This window comes from Bacillus nitroreducens, from assembly GCF_964021195.1.
In genome coordinates this window covers 236093-252765 of record NZ_CAXHYI020000003.1, presented here as the reverse complement: position 1 = coordinate 252765, position 16673 = coordinate 236093, and the positions used below count along the sequence as shown (strand labels likewise).

16 protein-coding genes are annotated in these 16673 nt (G+C 36.6%); 11 read left to right on the top strand and 5 right to left on the bottom strand.

The window, feature by feature from the left end:
* Nucleotides 1-52 precede the first annotated feature (52 nt).
* The 4 genes from ACWPVE_RS05070 to ACWPVE_RS05055 all read right to left on the bottom strand — a co-directional run bounded on the left by ACWPVE_RS05070 (nucleotide 53) and on the right by ACWPVE_RS05055 (nucleotide 5305).
* On the bottom strand, nucleotides 53-1318 hold the full coding sequence (locus ACWPVE_RS05070; RefSeq protein ID WP_453991282.1) for a TRAP transporter large permease: 1266 nt from the start codon (nucleotides 1316-1318) through the stop codon (nucleotides 53-55).
* Entirely contained in the window at nucleotides 1318-1794 is a 477-nt protein-coding gene (locus tag ACWPVE_RS05065) for a TRAP transporter small permease (RefSeq protein ID WP_453991280.1), read from the bottom strand. Before ACWPVE_RS05065 ends, ACWPVE_RS05070 begins: the two co-directional genes overlap by 1 nt.
* Before the next feature lie 65 nt (nucleotides 1795-1859).
* A complete protein-coding gene (locus ACWPVE_RS05060; RefSeq protein WP_453991278.1) occupies nucleotides 1860-2897 on the bottom strand; it encodes a TRAP transporter substrate-binding protein in 1038 nt (345 codons plus the stop codon).
* 194 nt (nucleotides 2898-3091) lie between these two features.
* The gene (locus ACWPVE_RS05055) at nucleotides 3092-5305 is read right to left on the bottom strand and encodes a PQQ-dependent dehydrogenase, methanol/ethanol family (protein ID WP_453991276.1); all 2214 of its coding nucleotides are present in this window, start codon (nucleotides 5303-5305) and stop codon (nucleotides 3092-3094) included.
* A 217-nt stretch (nucleotides 5306-5522) separates the two neighbouring features.
* Between ACWPVE_RS05055 and ACWPVE_RS05050 the strand changes: the two genes are divergently transcribed.
* Nucleotides 5523-6086: a tyrosine-type recombinase/integrase gene (locus ACWPVE_RS05050; protein ID WP_453991274.1), complete on the top strand. Its 564-nt coding sequence runs from the start codon at nucleotides 5523-5525 to the stop codon at nucleotides 6084-6086.
* Between the two features lie 62 nt (nucleotides 6087-6148).
* Here the strand turns inward: ACWPVE_RS05050 and ACWPVE_RS05045 are convergent, their stop codons facing one another.
* Nucleotides 6149-6838, bottom strand: coding sequence for a universal stress protein (locus ACWPVE_RS05045; RefSeq protein WP_453991272.1), 690 nt, complete (start codon nucleotides 6836-6838; stop codon nucleotides 6149-6151).
* A gap of 256 nt (nucleotides 6839-7094) precedes the next feature.
* On the opposite strand from ACWPVE_RS05045, the gene ACWPVE_RS05040 reads away from it, so the two are divergent.
* From ACWPVE_RS05040 to ACWPVE_RS04995, 10 genes are all read left to right on the top strand, one after another.
* Entirely contained in the window at nucleotides 7095-9509 is a 2415-nt protein-coding gene (locus ACWPVE_RS05040; protein ID WP_453991270.1) for a Na+/H+ antiporter subunit A, read from the top strand.
* Nucleotides 9493-9918 (top strand): Na(+)/H(+) antiporter subunit B, encoded by a 426-nt coding sequence (locus ACWPVE_RS05035; RefSeq protein WP_453991268.1) that lies wholly within the window; start codon nucleotides 9493-9495, stop codon nucleotides 9916-9918. Before ACWPVE_RS05040 ends, ACWPVE_RS05035 begins: the two co-directional genes overlap by 17 nt.
* On the top strand, nucleotides 9918-10256 hold the full coding sequence (locus tag ACWPVE_RS05030; RefSeq protein WP_453991266.1) for a Na(+)/H(+) antiporter subunit C: 339 nt from the start codon (nucleotides 9918-9920) through the stop codon (nucleotides 10254-10256). The genes ACWPVE_RS05035 and ACWPVE_RS05030 overlap by 1 nt, the downstream gene beginning before the upstream one ends.
* The gene (locus ACWPVE_RS05025) at nucleotides 10249-11739 is read left to right on the top strand and encodes a Na+/H+ antiporter subunit D (protein WP_453991264.1); all 1491 of its coding nucleotides are present in this window, start codon (nucleotides 10249-10251) and stop codon (nucleotides 11737-11739) included. The genes ACWPVE_RS05030 and ACWPVE_RS05025 overlap by 8 nt, the downstream gene beginning before the upstream one ends.
* 66 nt (nucleotides 11740-11805) lie before the next feature.
* The gene (locus ACWPVE_RS05020) at nucleotides 11806-12282 is read left to right on the top strand and encodes a Na+/H+ antiporter subunit E (RefSeq protein ID WP_453991262.1); all 477 of its coding nucleotides are present in this window, start codon (nucleotides 11806-11808) and stop codon (nucleotides 12280-12282) included.
* Complete coding sequence (locus ACWPVE_RS05015; protein ID WP_453991260.1) at nucleotides 12282-12569, top strand: Na(+)/H(+) antiporter subunit F1; 288 nt, start codon at nucleotides 12282-12284, stop codon at nucleotides 12567-12569. The genes ACWPVE_RS05020 and ACWPVE_RS05015 overlap by 1 nt, the downstream gene beginning before the upstream one ends.
* On the top strand, nucleotides 12544-12939 hold the full coding sequence (gene mnhG / locus ACWPVE_RS05010; RefSeq protein WP_453991258.1) for a monovalent cation/H(+) antiporter subunit G: 396 nt from the start codon (nucleotides 12544-12546) through the stop codon (nucleotides 12937-12939). Before ACWPVE_RS05015 ends, mnhG begins: the two co-directional genes overlap by 26 nt.
* 676 nt (nucleotides 12940-13615) lie before the next feature.
* Nucleotides 13616-14152: a ribonuclease H-like YkuK family protein gene (locus ACWPVE_RS05005; RefSeq protein WP_453991256.1), complete on the top strand. Its 537-nt coding sequence runs from the start codon at nucleotides 13616-13618 to the stop codon at nucleotides 14150-14152.
* Between the two features lie 624 nt (nucleotides 14153-14776).
* A complete protein-coding gene (locus ACWPVE_RS05000; protein ID WP_453991254.1) occupies nucleotides 14777-15748 on the top strand; it encodes an ABC transporter permease in 972 nt (323 codons plus the stop codon).
* Between the two features lie 11 nt (nucleotides 15749-15759).
* Nucleotides 15760-16638: a carbohydrate ABC transporter permease gene (locus ACWPVE_RS04995; protein ID WP_453991252.1), complete on the top strand. Its 879-nt coding sequence runs from the start codon at nucleotides 15760-15762 to the stop codon at nucleotides 16636-16638.
* Nucleotides 16639-16673 lie beyond the last annotated feature (35 nt).

Sequence of the window (16673 nt, the reverse complement as noted above, 5' to 3'; positions counted from 1 at the left end):
GTCTCATAGGTAAACCTAAGGCACAGGCACTTCTATTACATGTGACGAAATTTTACTTTAAGAAGAACATACTGAGTTCTGGAATAAAGCTGATAATAATAATATCCACAATCAACATGATAAGGAACGGAACAATGGCCCGAACTATTTTTTCTAGTCGTAGGTTTGCAATATTGGATGCGACAAATAGATTAATACCAACTGGAGGTGTGATAAACCCAATCGCGAGGTTTACAACCATTATAATACCAAAATGAACAGGGTCGATACCAACAGCTGTTGTTACTGGTAATAAGATTGGCGCCATGATTATAATTGCTGCAGAAGTTTCCAAGAATGTACCAACAATTAATAGAATGACGTTAATAATAAGTAATACAATGATTGGATTTTCAGAAATAGTAAGTAGTGCATTCGTGATTGAAAGTGGAATTTGCTCTCTTGTTAATATAAAACCAAAAATCGATGCACACGAGATGATAAACATAATAACCGCTGATGTAACTGCCGATTGAATAAAGACTTCAGGTAAATCCTTCCACTTAATTTCACGATAAATAAATAGTCCAACAATCAATCCATAAACAACAGCTACAACAGAAGCTTCAGTTGGCGTGAATACACCACCATAGATTCCGCCTAGTATAATAACGGGCATTAATATAGCGAGAATCGCTCTATTAAAAGACTTGATAACATCAAGAATCGAGCTCTTTTCACCCTTACCATACCCTCTTTTTCTAGAGATAAAGTAAGCTACAAGAATGAGTGAAATACCAACGAAAATACCTGGTAATATACCTGCTATGAATAAATCACTAATTGATGCTCCAGCGATAACACCAAATAGTATTAAAGGAACACTTGGTGGAATCATGACACCGATTGTTCCACCAGCAGCTTGAATAGCGGTCGAAAAGCTCTTATCATAGCCTTTTTGAACCATGGCAGGAATCATGATTGCACCAACTGCTGCAGTTGTTGCTGCACCCGACCCTGAAATTGCAGCAAAGAACATACATGTGACGACCGATACCATTGCTAGGCCCCCGTGCATTCTTCCAACGATTGTCATTGCAAAATCCACGAGTCTTTTTGAAATACCTCCAACTTCCATTAACTTACCTGCAAGAATGAAGAAGGGAACAGCCATTAACGTAAATGAATCTGTTGAAGTAAACATTTTTTGGACAACAACCATTAATGGCACATTGTCTTGAATCATAAGTACAATCATAGAAGCGAGTCCAAGAGCAACAGCTATTGGAATGTTAATTAAAAAAAGAACGATTAGTAATCCAAATAATAACCAAGCCATTAGTTCTTCGCCTCCTTATTCCATTCAGTAATCACGACATAAAGTAGATTGATAATAAAAAGTACACTTGATATCGGAATTACTGTATAGATGTACCCCATTGGGATTTGAAGGACTGGAGACTTCTGAATCATGCTTCGATCAATAAAATCTAAGCTATGAACGATAATCTGCCAAAAGAAAAAGATGACAAGAATCGAAATAACGACATTGAGTATTTTTTTAACTTTTGGTCCGAAAGCATCATAAAGTATTTCGACTCCAGGATGTGCATTTATACTCATTCCATATCCAGCACCGAGGAATGTAGTCCACACGAGTAAATAACGTCCTAGTTCTTCAGTCCATGCTAGCGGTTGTTCAAGGACGAAACGGAAGAGGACTTGTAAAAAGACAACGACTACTAATACAAAAAATAAAATGATCAGTACCCATTTAAAAAATCCATTTATTATATCTACTACCTTTTTTATCACCTGATATTACCCCTTATGGTAAAAAAACTTGGATTGTGCAAGGCACTCACCAAGTTTTTTTAAGATTAGTTTCCGTTCAAGATTGCTTCAATGTTTTCTTTACCAAAGTCTTTTTCATATTTTTCAAATACAGACTGAAGTGCGTCACGGAAAGGTTGTACATCAACATCTTCGATTACTTCCATACCAGCGTCTTTTACAACTTGTAAAGAATCAGTGTCCGCTTTTGTGCTAAGTTCACGAACTTTGTCACCTGCGATTTTTGCTTCTTCCTTGAGTATGTCTTGGTATTCTGAAGGAAGTGTATCCCAAACAGATTTACTGAACATAACCACTGCAGGAGAGTAGATATGTCCTGTTAAAGTCATGTATTTTTGGTTTGAATCAAAGAGCTTGTACGTATCTGCAATAATTAATGGATTTTCTTGTGCATCAACAACTCCTTGTTGTAGGGCGGTTAATGCTTCATTCCATGCCATAGGTGTTGGTTGAGCACCGAGAGCGTTAAATGCATCAAGGTGAATTTGGTTTTCTTGAGTACGGATTTTTAATCCTTGTAAGTCTTCTGGTTTTGTGATTGGATGTTTACTGTTTGTAATGTGGCGGAATCCATTTTCTGCCCATGCAAGACCCATAAGTCCAACTTCTTCCATTCCAGATAGAAGGTCTTGACCAACTTGTCCATCAAGAACGCTGTATGCATGTTCTCTTGATTCAAATAAGAATGGTAAATCAACAATACCGATTTGTGGATAAAAGTTTGCAATCGGTGCTGTTGATGAAATGGACATATCAGCTGTACCGAGTGTAAGAGCTTCTGTCAATTCTCTCTCTGCTCCCAATTGGTTTAATGGAAAAATTTCAATCGTAACTTTACCATCAGTACGTTCTTTCACGTTCTCAGCTAGATCAAGAAGTGCAAGATGATAAGGATGTTCTTCAGTTTGAGAATGTCCTGCTTTAAAAGTATATGTTTTTCCTTCGTCTATCGCGTCATCTGATGATGAGTCGCTTTCTTTACTAGTATCAGTACCTCCGCATGCTGCTAAAACTAAAGCAAACACCATGAAGAGTACCATCCAGGAAAGTTTTCTTCCTTTCATGATAATGTCCCCCTTATTGTCAGAAAATTTTATATGATATTGAACATTATAACATCTTTCGAACATTTTTCTACAATATTTTTTATTTTTAGATATTATTTTTCTTTAAAGTGTAAAAGGGGTTCATAATGTTATATTCACTGAGCGATAAGCAAAAAAAGGAATCGTTGTATACTAACGATTCCTTTAAAACATTATTTTCCTAGACTTTGTAAATATTCAATTAGTACATCAATTTGAGCATCGCTTAAACTGTCCTTAAATGGAGGCATTCCAGCGCTACCATTTTTGATTTGATTAATGAGTGTTTCTCTATCTTCAAGCATTGCACTACGCTGTAAACTTGGTCCATTATGGCCACCTACACCGTTGTCTCCGTGACATGCTAAACAGTTGTTTTTATATACATCTTCACCTTGATGTACAGTGGATTTATCACTTTCTTCAGCATCTTGTTTCTTATCAGTAGCTTCAGGGTCATTAGCGGTTGGTGAAACATTGATTTGATCTTCAGGTATATCTTCTAAAGACGCATAGCTTCCTTCTAGAGAGAATGTATAAACCTTGTCACCATGAGTGGTTCCTGCAAGTGAGTTACCAGCAGCAAAAATAGTGATATACTGCTTACCATCAATTTCATAGGTGATAGGAGGTGCATTCGCTCCTGCATCCATTTTAAACTCCCATAATTCATTGCCATTTGTTGCGTCATATGCAATGATTCGGCCATCATTATGACCTGCAAACAAGAGATCACCTTTTGTTGTTAGAAGGCCACTATAAGCAATCTGGTCCCAATTTTTTTGCCATACAATTTTATTCGTTTTAATATCTAGTGCCGTTACGGTACCACGACCAGGTGCGTACGGTACAGGCTCCATTAAACTTCCTAGCCATACTTCACCTTCTGTGTAAGTGTTTGCTTCATCATCTTTATCATGGGAGAACGAATAATACGTATCATTCGCTTGTACGTAGAAAAGTTCAGTATTTGGGTTATATGCTGATGGCGGCCAGTTTGCTCCACCTTGTGGTCCTGGTTTTACTGTAATTGGTTCATCCCAGAATGGTGTAAATATATCACCTATTTTACCTTTCCATCCTTCTGGTAAGTCTCTTTCAACATCTTTTTCTGTTACAGTTTGAGGAATAAAAGCATCACCAACAGGGAATGGCTGAGTAGGTGATGTTTTTTGTCTTTCATCCTGAGGAACAGGCTTTTCTTCAATACCAATAAGTGGCTCACCATTTGTTCGGTCCAATATGTAGACCCAGCCTGTTTTCCCAGCTTGTGCAATCCCTTTTCTCATCTTTCCATCCATTTCTACATCAAATAAGATCACTGGGTTTGGTGCATCGTAATCCCAAATATCATGGTGAACTTCTTGGAAATGCCATTTGTATTCACCTGTTTTAGCATCAAGTGCTAGGACTGAATCGGCAAATAAGTTGTCTCCTTCACGTTTACTTCCATCTAAGTCGGGAGCTGTGTTGCCAGTAGAAAAGTAGATAAGTCCAAGTTCTGGGTCGATAGCCGGTGTTTGCCAAACCGGTGCTCCACCTTTTTTCCAGGCGTCATTATCCTGTGGCCATGTGTCATGTCCTACTTCTCCAGGTCCTGGAATAGTGTAGGACTTCCACTGTTCTTCGCCTTTCTCAGAGTCATAAGCGGCAACAAATCCACGTATCCCGTATTCACCACCGGCAATCCCAGTATATACCATTCCGTTATAATAAAGAGGAGCGCTAGTAATGGTATATCCTTTTTCCCAGTCTTCAACTGTGGTTTCCCAAACAAGTTCACCAGTTTTTTGATCTAAGGCAACTAATCTCGCATCTAAAAGTCCGACAAAAACCTTTCCGTCGCCTAATCCAACACCTCGACTTGTCCATCCACAACAGACAGTATCTAAATTTGCTGCTAATTCAGGGCGATATTCCCAAATTATTTCACCTGTCCTTGCATCGATTGCTTGAACATCGTGAGCTCCAGTAATAGTGAACATAACTCCGTCATAGACAATGGGAGTTGCTTCACCTGAATATTTAAACTCATAACCAGAGCCGAGACTTGTAACCCATTCGGCTTTTAATTCCTTTACATTCGATTTATTGATTTTATCCAGCGGTGAATATCTACTATTAAATATGTTTCCACCGTTTGTGATCCAATCTCCTGATGGTTCGGCCGTTAAATCCTCAGCACTAAACTTCGGCGCCATTTTTCCAGGGTAGTCCTTATGCTGAACTGAAAAGTGCTTGTTATTGTCTACTTTTTTGTCTTCTTTTTCCTGGTTTTCAATGCCTTGTTCAGCCTGTTCTTCACCGATATTTTGAGAAATCATTATACCAGCTCCAACGGCAAATATAACTAACAAGGTGATAATCAACCATCTGAACTTTCTCATCTTTAAAACTCCTTTCAATGATGATTGTTACTAAATTTGTAATAATTTCCCCTTTAATTAGCAAATTCATTCTTTTATTTCATTAGTGGTAAAGAAGATGGATAAAAGTTTGTTTGTATAGTGAAAAAATTCAGTTCAATATGTATGCAAGAATCTTGTCATGTTACTTAATGTGTGTTAATTTTAGTTTATGTAACATTAACGGGAGGATAAACGAATGGAGTTTGTCGATCCAATTAGGGAAGTAAGTGAGATAAATGCGATTAAAGAAGTATTAAGAAAACAATCGCAAAGAGATCTCTTGCTTTTTGTATTTGGAATAAATACAGGAATTAAGGTGAGTGACTTACTTTCATTACGCGTCGGGGATGTATGGGACGAGTCGGGAATGAAGGAGTTCTTGTATGTGAAAGATGTAACAAGTTCAACAGTAAAAGCCTACTATTTAAACAACATGATTTATTGTGAGTTAAGCAACTATTTACAGAACCAAAATTATAAAGAGGGCGACTTTCTATTCAAATCAAAGAAGGACGATCAGCCTATTTCTAGACAGCAGGCCTATCGCATCATTCACAATGCGGCAAAAGAAGTTGGAATTTCTGGGAAGATAGGAATGCACACACTTCGAAAAACATTTGGATATCATGCCTATTTAAAGGGAATTGCCATTTCTATCTTAATGAATATATATAATCATCATTCACCATCGGAAACGTTCAAATATATCGGGATAAATAATGAAGAAAAGCAAATGGTAAAAGTGGACGTTAACCTATAGGTTAAATCGTCGTCACTAGGGTGATACAAAAACACAAAAAAACTCCGCGCAAAAAGCGGAGATTATAAGAAGTCATCATCGTCTATATTTGTATTCATTTCTACATTCGTTAAATCAGTTACGATATCCTCGTTCACTTGGACCTGTAGTGTCTTTTGGTCTTTCATAAATTTAAAAATTCCATTATTAAAGTCGGTACCGAATTCTTTGAAAAAGATTCCTTCGTAAACAACGTTTCTTGTATGTTTAAAGATAAGACGATAATGTTCATCTTCTTTTACAAGATAAGCACGAACTCCTTTGTCAAAATGCCCTTCAGTGTTTTTAAGGAAGCGGGCAACTGAAATAATATGAAGGTCAACAAAAGGTATTTCTTTTAATAATGAGTTTATAATGGACCCCTTTGTCATTTGCTCCCAACGACTTTGTGCTGTTTGACCTAAGATGATTTGCGTAATATTTTTCTGTCTAGCAACATCAGCAATTACTTTCGCAATTGGTCTTTTCTCATTGTCTTTCATAATAAATGCATCCGCACTATGTTGGTCAGCAATTTCCTTCCATCTCGTAATGTAGGAAACTTTCTCAGGGTCTAAGTCATCGAAAGGCTTTGGATCAACAGTTAGAATGTACAATGGACAGTCTAACATTTTTGCTATGTTGCAACCACGTTGGATGAGACGTTCACCATTAGGACCATAATATACACAGACGAGAATACTTTCGTCCATTCGTTCTTTTTTCATTTTCATTAGCAACTCACCTCAAAGCTTGATGTGAAATCTGTGGCAGGGCCATTTATCTTAATAATAATTAGTAATAAAATATGGAACCACTATAGATAGTCCTTCAACTAAATGGGAGCTCTCATGTATCAAACCACCTGAAAAATGTAATTATAAAATGTCAATTAGTTATAAACTATGTATGACTATATCGCATGCTACAAAATGAGTCAATCTATTAAACTAAATTGTAAAAAATATCCTTATAAAGGAGGCGATTCCATTGTATTGGTTTCATCTTTTAATTATGTTGCCTTTTCTATTCGCCGTGTTTGTTCCTATATTATATAAAAAATTCTCTTCGCGAATTCATACAGGTTGGTTCGTTTTCTTCGTGCCACTCTTGATATTCGCCTATCTTTTAACTTTTATTCCCACAATTTCGGCTGGGAATACAATCATCACAACTATACCTTGGATTCCAACCTATAATATTGATTTTTCAACTTATATCGATGGGTTAGGTCTGACATTCGGATTGCTAATTTCAGGCATTGGTGCCTTAGTCATCTTATATTCAATTTTCTATTTATCAAAAGAACGTGAAGCACTTCATAATTTTTATGTGTATTTACTTATTTTCATGGGTGCGATGCTTGGTTTAGTCTTTTCTGATAATGTCTATGTTCTATATGTGTTTTGGGAAATCACGAGTGTTTCTTCTTTCTTATTAATTGCGTATTGGTATGAACGTGAAAAATCACGATATGGAGCACAAAAATCAATGTTGATTACTATTTTTGGCGGGCTTGCCATGCTTGCTGGTCTCATCATGATTTCAAGTGCTTCAGGAACGAATAGTATTCGTGAAATGTTACTACATGTTGATGCTATTACCTCTAGTGCATTATTTATCCCAGCAATGGTGTTAGTTTTACTTGGTGCTTTTACTAAATCAGCTCAGTTTCCATTTAGCATTTGGTTACCTGATGCAATGGAAGCTCCAACACCGATAAGTGCCTATTTACATTCAGCGACGATGGTTAAGGCAGGGATTTATTTAGTTGCGCGATTAACTCCAATTTTTGGGGGTTCATCTACTTGGTTCTGGCTTGTAACAGGAATTGGTTTAATTACATTATTGTATGGTTCAGTAAATGCAATTAGACAGACAGATTTAAAAGCATTATTAGCATATTCTACGATCAGTCAATTAGGACTAATCATGAGTCTTCTCGGTCTTGGATCAGCTGCTATGTATTTCGATTTAGGTAATGAGACGACTTTATATGGAACTGCGATATTTGCTGCAATCTTTCATTTAGTCAACCATTCAACGTTTAAGGGAAGTCTCTTTATGGTGGTTGGTATTATCGACCATGAAACAGGGACTCGTGATATTCGAAGACTAGGTGGATTAATGAGTCTTATGCCTATTTCCTTTACACTCACAGTAATAGGTAGTTTTTCAATGGCTGGATTACCACCATTCAATGGCTTTCTAAGTAAAGAAATGTTTTTTACAGCTGCAAAAAATGCAGCAGGGATGGACTTTTATAACATGCAGACCATCGGAATTCTTATTCCGATAGTAGCGTGGGTTGCGAGTGTCTTTACATTTATCTATTGCATGATTCTCTTATTTAAGACATTTAGAGGGAAATATAAACTTGACAATGATCGAGTTGTTCATGAAGCGCCATTGGGAATGTTGATCTCTCCTATTATATTGGGATCACTTGTCATTATTGGTTTCTTTTTCCCAAATGTACTCGCGGATAATTTATTAAAGCCAGCACTGACATCTATCTTACCAGTACTTTCAGAAGCAGCCGTATTAGATCTTAAAATATCAGCATGGCATGGGTGGAATCTTGAACTATGGATGACCATAGGTGTCATTGTTCTTGGAACCATCCTTTATCTAAATTTAAGAAAATGGTATCGAGTGTATCACCTATATCCACAATCATTAACGATCAATAATATTTACAATTTATTTATCAATGGAACAGAGAAGTTATCTGGCAAGATTACAAATGTTTATATGACTGGGTTTATTCGGGATTACCTCGTTTATATTTTTGGTTTTATGATAATTGCTGTTGGAGGGGGAATATGGCTGTTTGGCGGAATCTCTTTTGATTCCTCCAATGACGCAGTAGCAACACCTTTTGAAATAGCGATGATGATTTTAGCTTTAGTTTCTGCAGTTTCCGTTATTTTTTCAAAGTCGAGGATTACTTCAATTGTAGCGGTGGGAGCACTCGGATTTTTCGTGGCATTCTTCTTTGTCTTATTCCGTGCACCAGATTTAGCGCTAACTCAACTAGTTGTTGAAACGGTAACTACAGTGCTGTTTCTGTTATGTTTTTATCATTTACCAAAAATGCGCAAGGAAGTTAGTCGTATACCGTTTAAATTAACGAATTTGATTATTTCAGTGGGAGCAGGGGCTGTTGTCACAATCGTTGCATTAGCAGCGAATGGAAACCGACTGTTTGACTCCATTTCAAGTTATTATGAAAATTCATATGAACTAGCAGGAGCGAAAAATATCGTAAACTCCATTTTAGTTGATTTCCGCGGTATAGATACGATGCTAGAAATCCTTGTCTTAAGTATTGCTGGCCTTGGGGTTTACTCATTAATAAAATTACGTTTAGCGAAGGAGGGATCAGATGAAAGAGCCGAATGATGTCATCATCAGAAGTGTCACAAAGGTAGCTGTTGTTATTATTTTTACCTTTGCCATCAATTTATTTATTTCTGGACACCATAATCCAGGCGGAGGTTTTATTGGAGGGCTGGCTTTCTCGGCAGGTCTGGTTCTTCTATTCCTCACGTTTGATATTGAAACAGTTCGGAATAACTTGCCCTTAGATTTCAAAGTAGTTGCTGCAATTGGTGTACTAATTGCAGTATTAACGGGGGTAGGTGGGATGCTTTTTGGCAAAGAGTTTTTGACACAAGCATTTGGATATTTTGATATTCCAGTTTTCGGAAAAACTGAGCTCGCTTCAGCGGTTTTATTTGATGTAGGGGTCGCCTTGGCAGTCATTGGAACATCGCTCACAATTATTATGAGTATAGGTGATGATCGATAATGGAAACATTAATGTCAATTCTAGTAGGGATTTTATTTGCAATCGGGATATATCTTATCTTATCAAAAACATTATTTCGGATTATATTAGGAACTTCCATACTTGGCCATAGTGTGAACCTACTTATTATCACAATGGGTGGTCTTGAAAAAGGTGGACCTCCATTGTTAGGAATCAAGGGATTATCTTATGTTGATTCATTGCCTCAGGCACTTCTTCTAACAGCAATCGTGATCAACTTTGCAACAACAGCATTATTTTTAGTGCTAAGTTACCGTGCTTATAAGGTATTAGGCACGGACGATACTCAAGCAATGAGAGGTAAAAGCGATGGGTAATTTAGTTGTTTTTCCAATTATCATCCCCGTCATTATCGGGATGATTATGGTTGTTTTTCGAAAAAACATAAGATTGCATAGGGCTCTTAGTCTAACTGCAGTCATTGGTGTATTTATCATCTCATTGATATTAATGCACCTAAATAAAATAGAAGGGATTCAAGTTCTTCAATTAGGTGGTTGGGCAGCGCCATTTGGAGTGAGTATGGTTGCAGATATGTTAGCGGCCATATTAGTCATGGTAACAAGTATCGTAGCACTTTGCTGTCTCTTGTATGCTTTTAATAGCATCGGGAAGGAAAGGGAGTTATTTTATTTTTATCCACTTTTCTTGTTTCTCATTACGGGTGTGAATGGTTCCTTCCTTACAGGAGATATTTTTAACTTGTTCGTTTGTTTTGAAGTGATGCTTGTTTCATCCTATGTATTGATTTCTTTAGGCGGAACAAAAATTCAGTTACGAGAATCAATCAAGTATATATTAGTGAATATGATTTCGTCATTCCTATTTTTAGTAGCTGTTGCGTATTTATATGCAATTACAGGTACCTTGAATATGGCTCACCTTTCAGCTCGCATTTCAGAGGTAGGTCAAGATGGTGTCATGACTACCGTGGCGATTTTGTTTTTGATAGTGTTTGGGTTAAAGGCAGGATTGTTTCTTTTCTTTTGGCTTCCAGGATCTTACGGTGCACCCCCAACAGCAATTGCAGCTATTTTTGCAGCTCTTTTAACAAAGGTTGGAATCTACGCAATTATGAGGGTCTTTACGCTAGTGTTTTACCATGAGCCAGAGATTACCCATTTACTAATCGGAATTTTAGCAGCTGTCACGATGATACTTGGAGCAATTGGTGCAGTGGCATATTGGGATATTAAACGAATCATTACCTACAATGTGGTTGTGGGTGTCGGTTTTATTTTAGCTGGGGTTGCTTCTCTTACTACAGAAGGAATCACTGGTTCTATTTATTATTTAATGCACGATATGATTGTGAAAGCACTTGTCTTTCTTTTAGCTGGAACGATTATCTATCTTACAGGTACGAGTAACTTAAGAGAATTTAGCGGACTGATGAGGCTACAGCCAAAATTCGGTTGGATGTTTTTTATTGCAGCACTATCGCTTGCAGGAATACCACCGCTTAGTGGATTTTTAGGAAAAATATTTATCACTGAAGGAACATTTGCTTCTGATTATTTTTGGCTAGGCGGTATAGGTTTATTGACGAGTTTAATGGTGTTATTTTCAATCATGAAGATTTTTATGAACGGCTTTTGGGGATATACCGATGTACCAGAAGAAACAGAAACACTTGATTTAAAAGGCCTGCTTTTACCAATGGGAATTCTTACAGCTTTGACGATTGTACTTGGTCTCGGGGCACAGGGCATCAGTGAATATGTTGATATTGCAGTTGATGTAATTATGAACCCAAGCATCTATATCGAAGCGGTCTTAGGCAGTGCCGTTAACAGGTAAATTTAAAGAATGTAGTAATGATAAGAAGCCCACTGTTGTTCATAATCAGAAAGGGGTGGTTTAGAGATGCCCATGCAGGTTTTAATCAATTTGCTCATCAGTTTTATATGGATGTTCCTCCAGGATAGCTGGACTTTTCTAACCTTTTTAAGTGGCTATTTGTTCGGATTGATCGTGTTATTTATCCTGAGGAGATATTTTTCAAGTCAATTTTATGCAGAGACTTTACTCGCCATTATAAAGTTATTTCTAGTCTTTATATATGAGTTATTTACTTCAAGCGTCTTAGTTGTAAAGCAGGTTATGCGTCCGCGAATTAATATTACACCAGGCATTTTTACTTTGGAAACAGAGCTTGAAGGGGATTTGGAAATCACATTGCTTGCGATGCTCTTAACATTAACTCCAGGTTCGGTTGTTGTTGAGGTTTCACATGATCAGAAAAAGTTTTATATTCATGCTATGGATATTCCAGAATCTAGTGACGCAGTGTTGCGTTCAACAGCTAAATTTGAAGAGGCTATTAAGAGGGTGACGCGTTAATGATAAAAATAATTTTACTCATTTCATTATGTTTTCTAACGTTTGCTGTTTTTGCGACAATCTATCGTTTGGTGAAGGGTCCGTCAGCCTCTGACCGAATTCAAGCCCTTGATGTATTAGGGATTAATATTCTCTCAGGAGTAGCGATCTTTTCCGTGTTTTTGCGTAATACCGGCTTTTTTGAAGTGATTTTACTAATTGGAATCCTCTCTTTCATTGGGACGATAGCCTTCGCGAGATTTATTGAAAGAGGTGTTGTTATTGAGCGGAATAAACAATCCGGTTGAAGTAATTGAAGTCTTTGCGGTTTTATCTATTTTAGTAGGGACCATCTTTAGTTTTTTTGCTGCAGTTGGGTTGATACGGTTACCTGATGTGTATTCACGGGCACATGCTGCATCGAAAAGTTCAACGATGGGAGTACTGTTTATCTTAGTCGGAACGTTTCTATTTTTCATAATGGAAGGTACATTTAGCATTCGTTTATTTCTAGGAATCTTTTTTGTCTTCCTTACTGCCCCTGTGGCAGCACACGTTATCGTCCGCTCTGCATACCGTTCAAAGGTTCCCCTTGCTGAACAAAGCGTTCAAGACGATCTCAAAGGAGTTATTGAAATAGGAGAACAGGGAGAAGGATCTTCTGGTTCTGAGAAATAAGGGAGCAAATGAGTAGCATACGGATTAGTGGAACACGAGATATTCTAAAGGTTCGAGTGAGATGAAGGACATCGCGGATTAAAGGTGAATCTGAAATGTCCTTCATAATCACTCTGGATGATAAAACATGTAGAAAAAATTAGTCAGTTTAAAATGACAAAACTTTTTAAAAGGTTACTTAGTGTCGCTGACAAACTGGTTTAAAAAGTAGCTGGAATGTCTTTGATAGGTATTTTGAAAGACAAATCAGATTAAAAATCAAACTAATATGTCCTATTTTGTCAGTGTGCTAGACAAAATGGATAAAAAAATGATCTAATAAATTGAACCTCATCAACTAGCAGTAGTTCTATAATATGGGACCCATAGACAAACTTCCCTTCAAGGATGTCCTCAAAAAATTTAATTGTGAATCGGCTAATGTGCCGATCGCAACATTATAAGCTTCCTCAGTACATATTACTGTGGTTGGTATCATTGCCAAAGCTTTCGAAAATCAAACTTTGTTATCTCAATAACAATTTCCCCTTCTGAGAAGTAATTATCATTTTTCTCTTTCCATTAGAAATAGCTATATATCAGACAACCAATTTTGTACCAAATCACCAATTAGTACACATAATCCAGTTTTCGGTCATAAAATATATAAAAGACTGGAAAGTTGTGATATGAATTTATGAGAAACAATTCAAACAATCACTGCTTATTTAAAAATTTAAAAGAAAAACGGATGTCATTTGAGCGGGTTTTTGAACATATAACTGAGTTTATGCGTTCTCAACCAACTGGGAAATTCAGGCTCATTATTGGTACAGACTCTCAAGTGCATCCAAGGCAAACTACCTTTATCACAGGTATTGTCATACTTAATGAAGGAAAAGGTGTGTGGGCATGTATCCGAAAAGTGGTTGTTCCAAGAAGGATGGAGCAATTGCATGAGCGTATTTCCTATGAATTATCATTATCAGAAGAAATTGTCTCGTTGTTTACCGAAGAGAAAAAGAATCAACTCATTGAAATAGTACTCCCACATATCTACGATGGCGCATCATTTACAATGGAAGGTCATATTGACATTGGAGCAGGAAAGAGAAACAAGACGCGTGAATTTGTCAATGAAATGGTAACACGAATGGAAGCAATTGGTGTAGAACCAAAAATAAAACCAGATGCATTTGTCGCATCATGTTATGCAAATCGTTATACTAAGTAATTAAAACACTACGAGTTAAAAGAATCGGTGCCCGTCATCAGTGAAGGGAGAAATTTCGCTGTTGTCGGGTACCGATTCTTTGTTGTGACTTCAGAATAATATGTGGAGTAAAGGAAAAAATGAATGTGAAATTCCGCTCAAATCTTTATCATCCTGGTAAAAAGGAAGAGGGGGAGGAATTTGTACAGAATCTTCATCATAAGAGAAGTGATGTATCCTCATAAAGTCCTTCATAAAGCAGATGAAGTTCCGAATTATATGAAGTATTCCTCACAAAGTAGTTCTTCTGCAAGAACATCCCTTGCAAACCTAATTCTTCTCCTGAAAGTCCCCCGTATAATAGACGGATCTGATCAATTCATTTGAATGTTGTTGGACAAGCATACCCCTTATTCAATCGTCTGAGTTTATTCCCTCAAAGAGCCAAAAAATAAAAAAAACCCAAGAATAACTAAAATACATCAGAAGTGTTCGTTTTTATAGGGTGCTAAAATAAGATTACTAGTTATTGAGAATATAAGGTGAAATTGAAAAGAGGAAAGGTTGGAAAGAGGAGGTTGTGTATTGGCTTTTCGTTAACTATCTGAAAATGTGACAAAATCGAAATGATTAGGGGGGAAGTAGATGAAGGGTTCAGTTGTAACTGAAGAGAATACTAGTAATAAAGAGATTCGTTACAATCACAAAACAAGTTTTCGAAGAAGATTAGGTTTGCTGAACAAGCATAAAATGCTTTACATCATTTCTATACCAGGAATATTGTACTTTATTATCTTTAAATACATACCACTGATAGGGTCGGTCATCGCATTCAAGGATTATAATATCTTTATGGGAATATTTGAAAGTCCGTGGGTTGGTCTAAAACATTTTGCAGGATTGTTCCAAAACCCTGACTCTATTCGTGTATTAAAGAACACTCTATTATTAAGCTTTTATGATATCATCATTTTCCCTGCGCCACTGATTTTGGCATTACTATTAAATGAATTAAGATTAATCATTTATAAACGCATCATTCAAACAATTGTTTATATGCCTCATTTTCTTTCTTGGGTAATTATAAGTGGGTTGTTTATCGGTATTCTTTCTCCAACAACTGGAGTTGTTAATCACTTTATTGGATGGTTAGGATTTGAGTCAATTTATTTTATGGGTTCGGAAAAATATATTCGTCCAATCCTAGTGTTAACGTACCTGTGGCAAAGTGTTGGTTGGGGAACGATTATTTATTTAGCTGCCCTAGCTGGAGTCAATCCTGAGCTTTATGAAGCGGCTAAAGTTGATGGAGCAAATCGATTCCAACAAGTATTAAATATTACACTCCCAGCTATTTTGCCTACGTTTAGTATATTGTTTTTACTTCATATTGGTAATTTTCTAGATTTTGGTTTTGAAAGGGTTTACGTTTTTCTAAATCCACTCAATCAAGCAAATGGAGATATACTAGATACCTATATTTACGAAGTAGGTTTACTAAATGCACAATATAGTTTTACAACAGCAATAGGTCTCTTTAAATCGATTGTAGGTCTTATACTTTTAGTTTGTGCAAACTTTTTTAGTAAAAGGCTCACTGGAAATAGCTTGTATTAGGAGGTAATGACATGAAAAAAAACGTAAGTCTAGGATCTAAAATATTCGATATATGTAATGTATTATTTTTAGCGCTTATTTCTTTGACGATGTTACTCCCTTTAGTTTCGGTCATTGCAAAATCATTTAGTAGCTCTAATGCCATAACAAAAGGGGAAGTCTTCTTTTGGCCAGTTGAATTTACATTAATGAATTTTCAATATGTGTTTCATGATGCATCAATATGGAGAGCTTTCTTTATCTCGGTTCTTATAACAGTAGGAGGAACTTTAATAAATTTACTTGCGACAACATCTCTTGCTTATCCACTCTCCCGACCAGAGTATCAGGGAAAAAAAGTTATTCTATTACTTGTTTTATTTACAATGATTTTTTCCGCACCATTAATCCCTTCATATTTGGTAGTAAAGAACTTAGGGATGGTTAACACCCTATGGGCATTAGTTATACCAGGTATGATAAGCGCATTTAACTTTTTTGTTATGAGATCGTTTTTCTTGAATATTCCTAGCACAATGATAGATGCCGCACGTATTGATGGGTTAAGTGAGTTGGGAATATTATTTCGAATCGTTTTACCTCTATCAAAACCAGTATTAGCAACGATAGGGATATTTTATGGTGTGAATCACTGGAACAATTACCAAACTGCTTTATATTATTTGAATGATCCTAAGTTATACCCGTTACAAGTAAAATTGAGACAAATGATCGTGAACGATGAAATGAATATAGAAGCCAACTCAGTATTTTCATCAATGGCATTAAATTCACCTGAAGGGATTCAAATGGCAACTGTGGTTGTAGCTACAATACCAATCCTGGTGTTGTATCCATTTCTACAAAAGCATTTTGTAAAGGGAGCAATGTTAGGTTCAGTTAAGGAATAACACAAAAAAACACCAAATCTGCCTAAAGATAAACC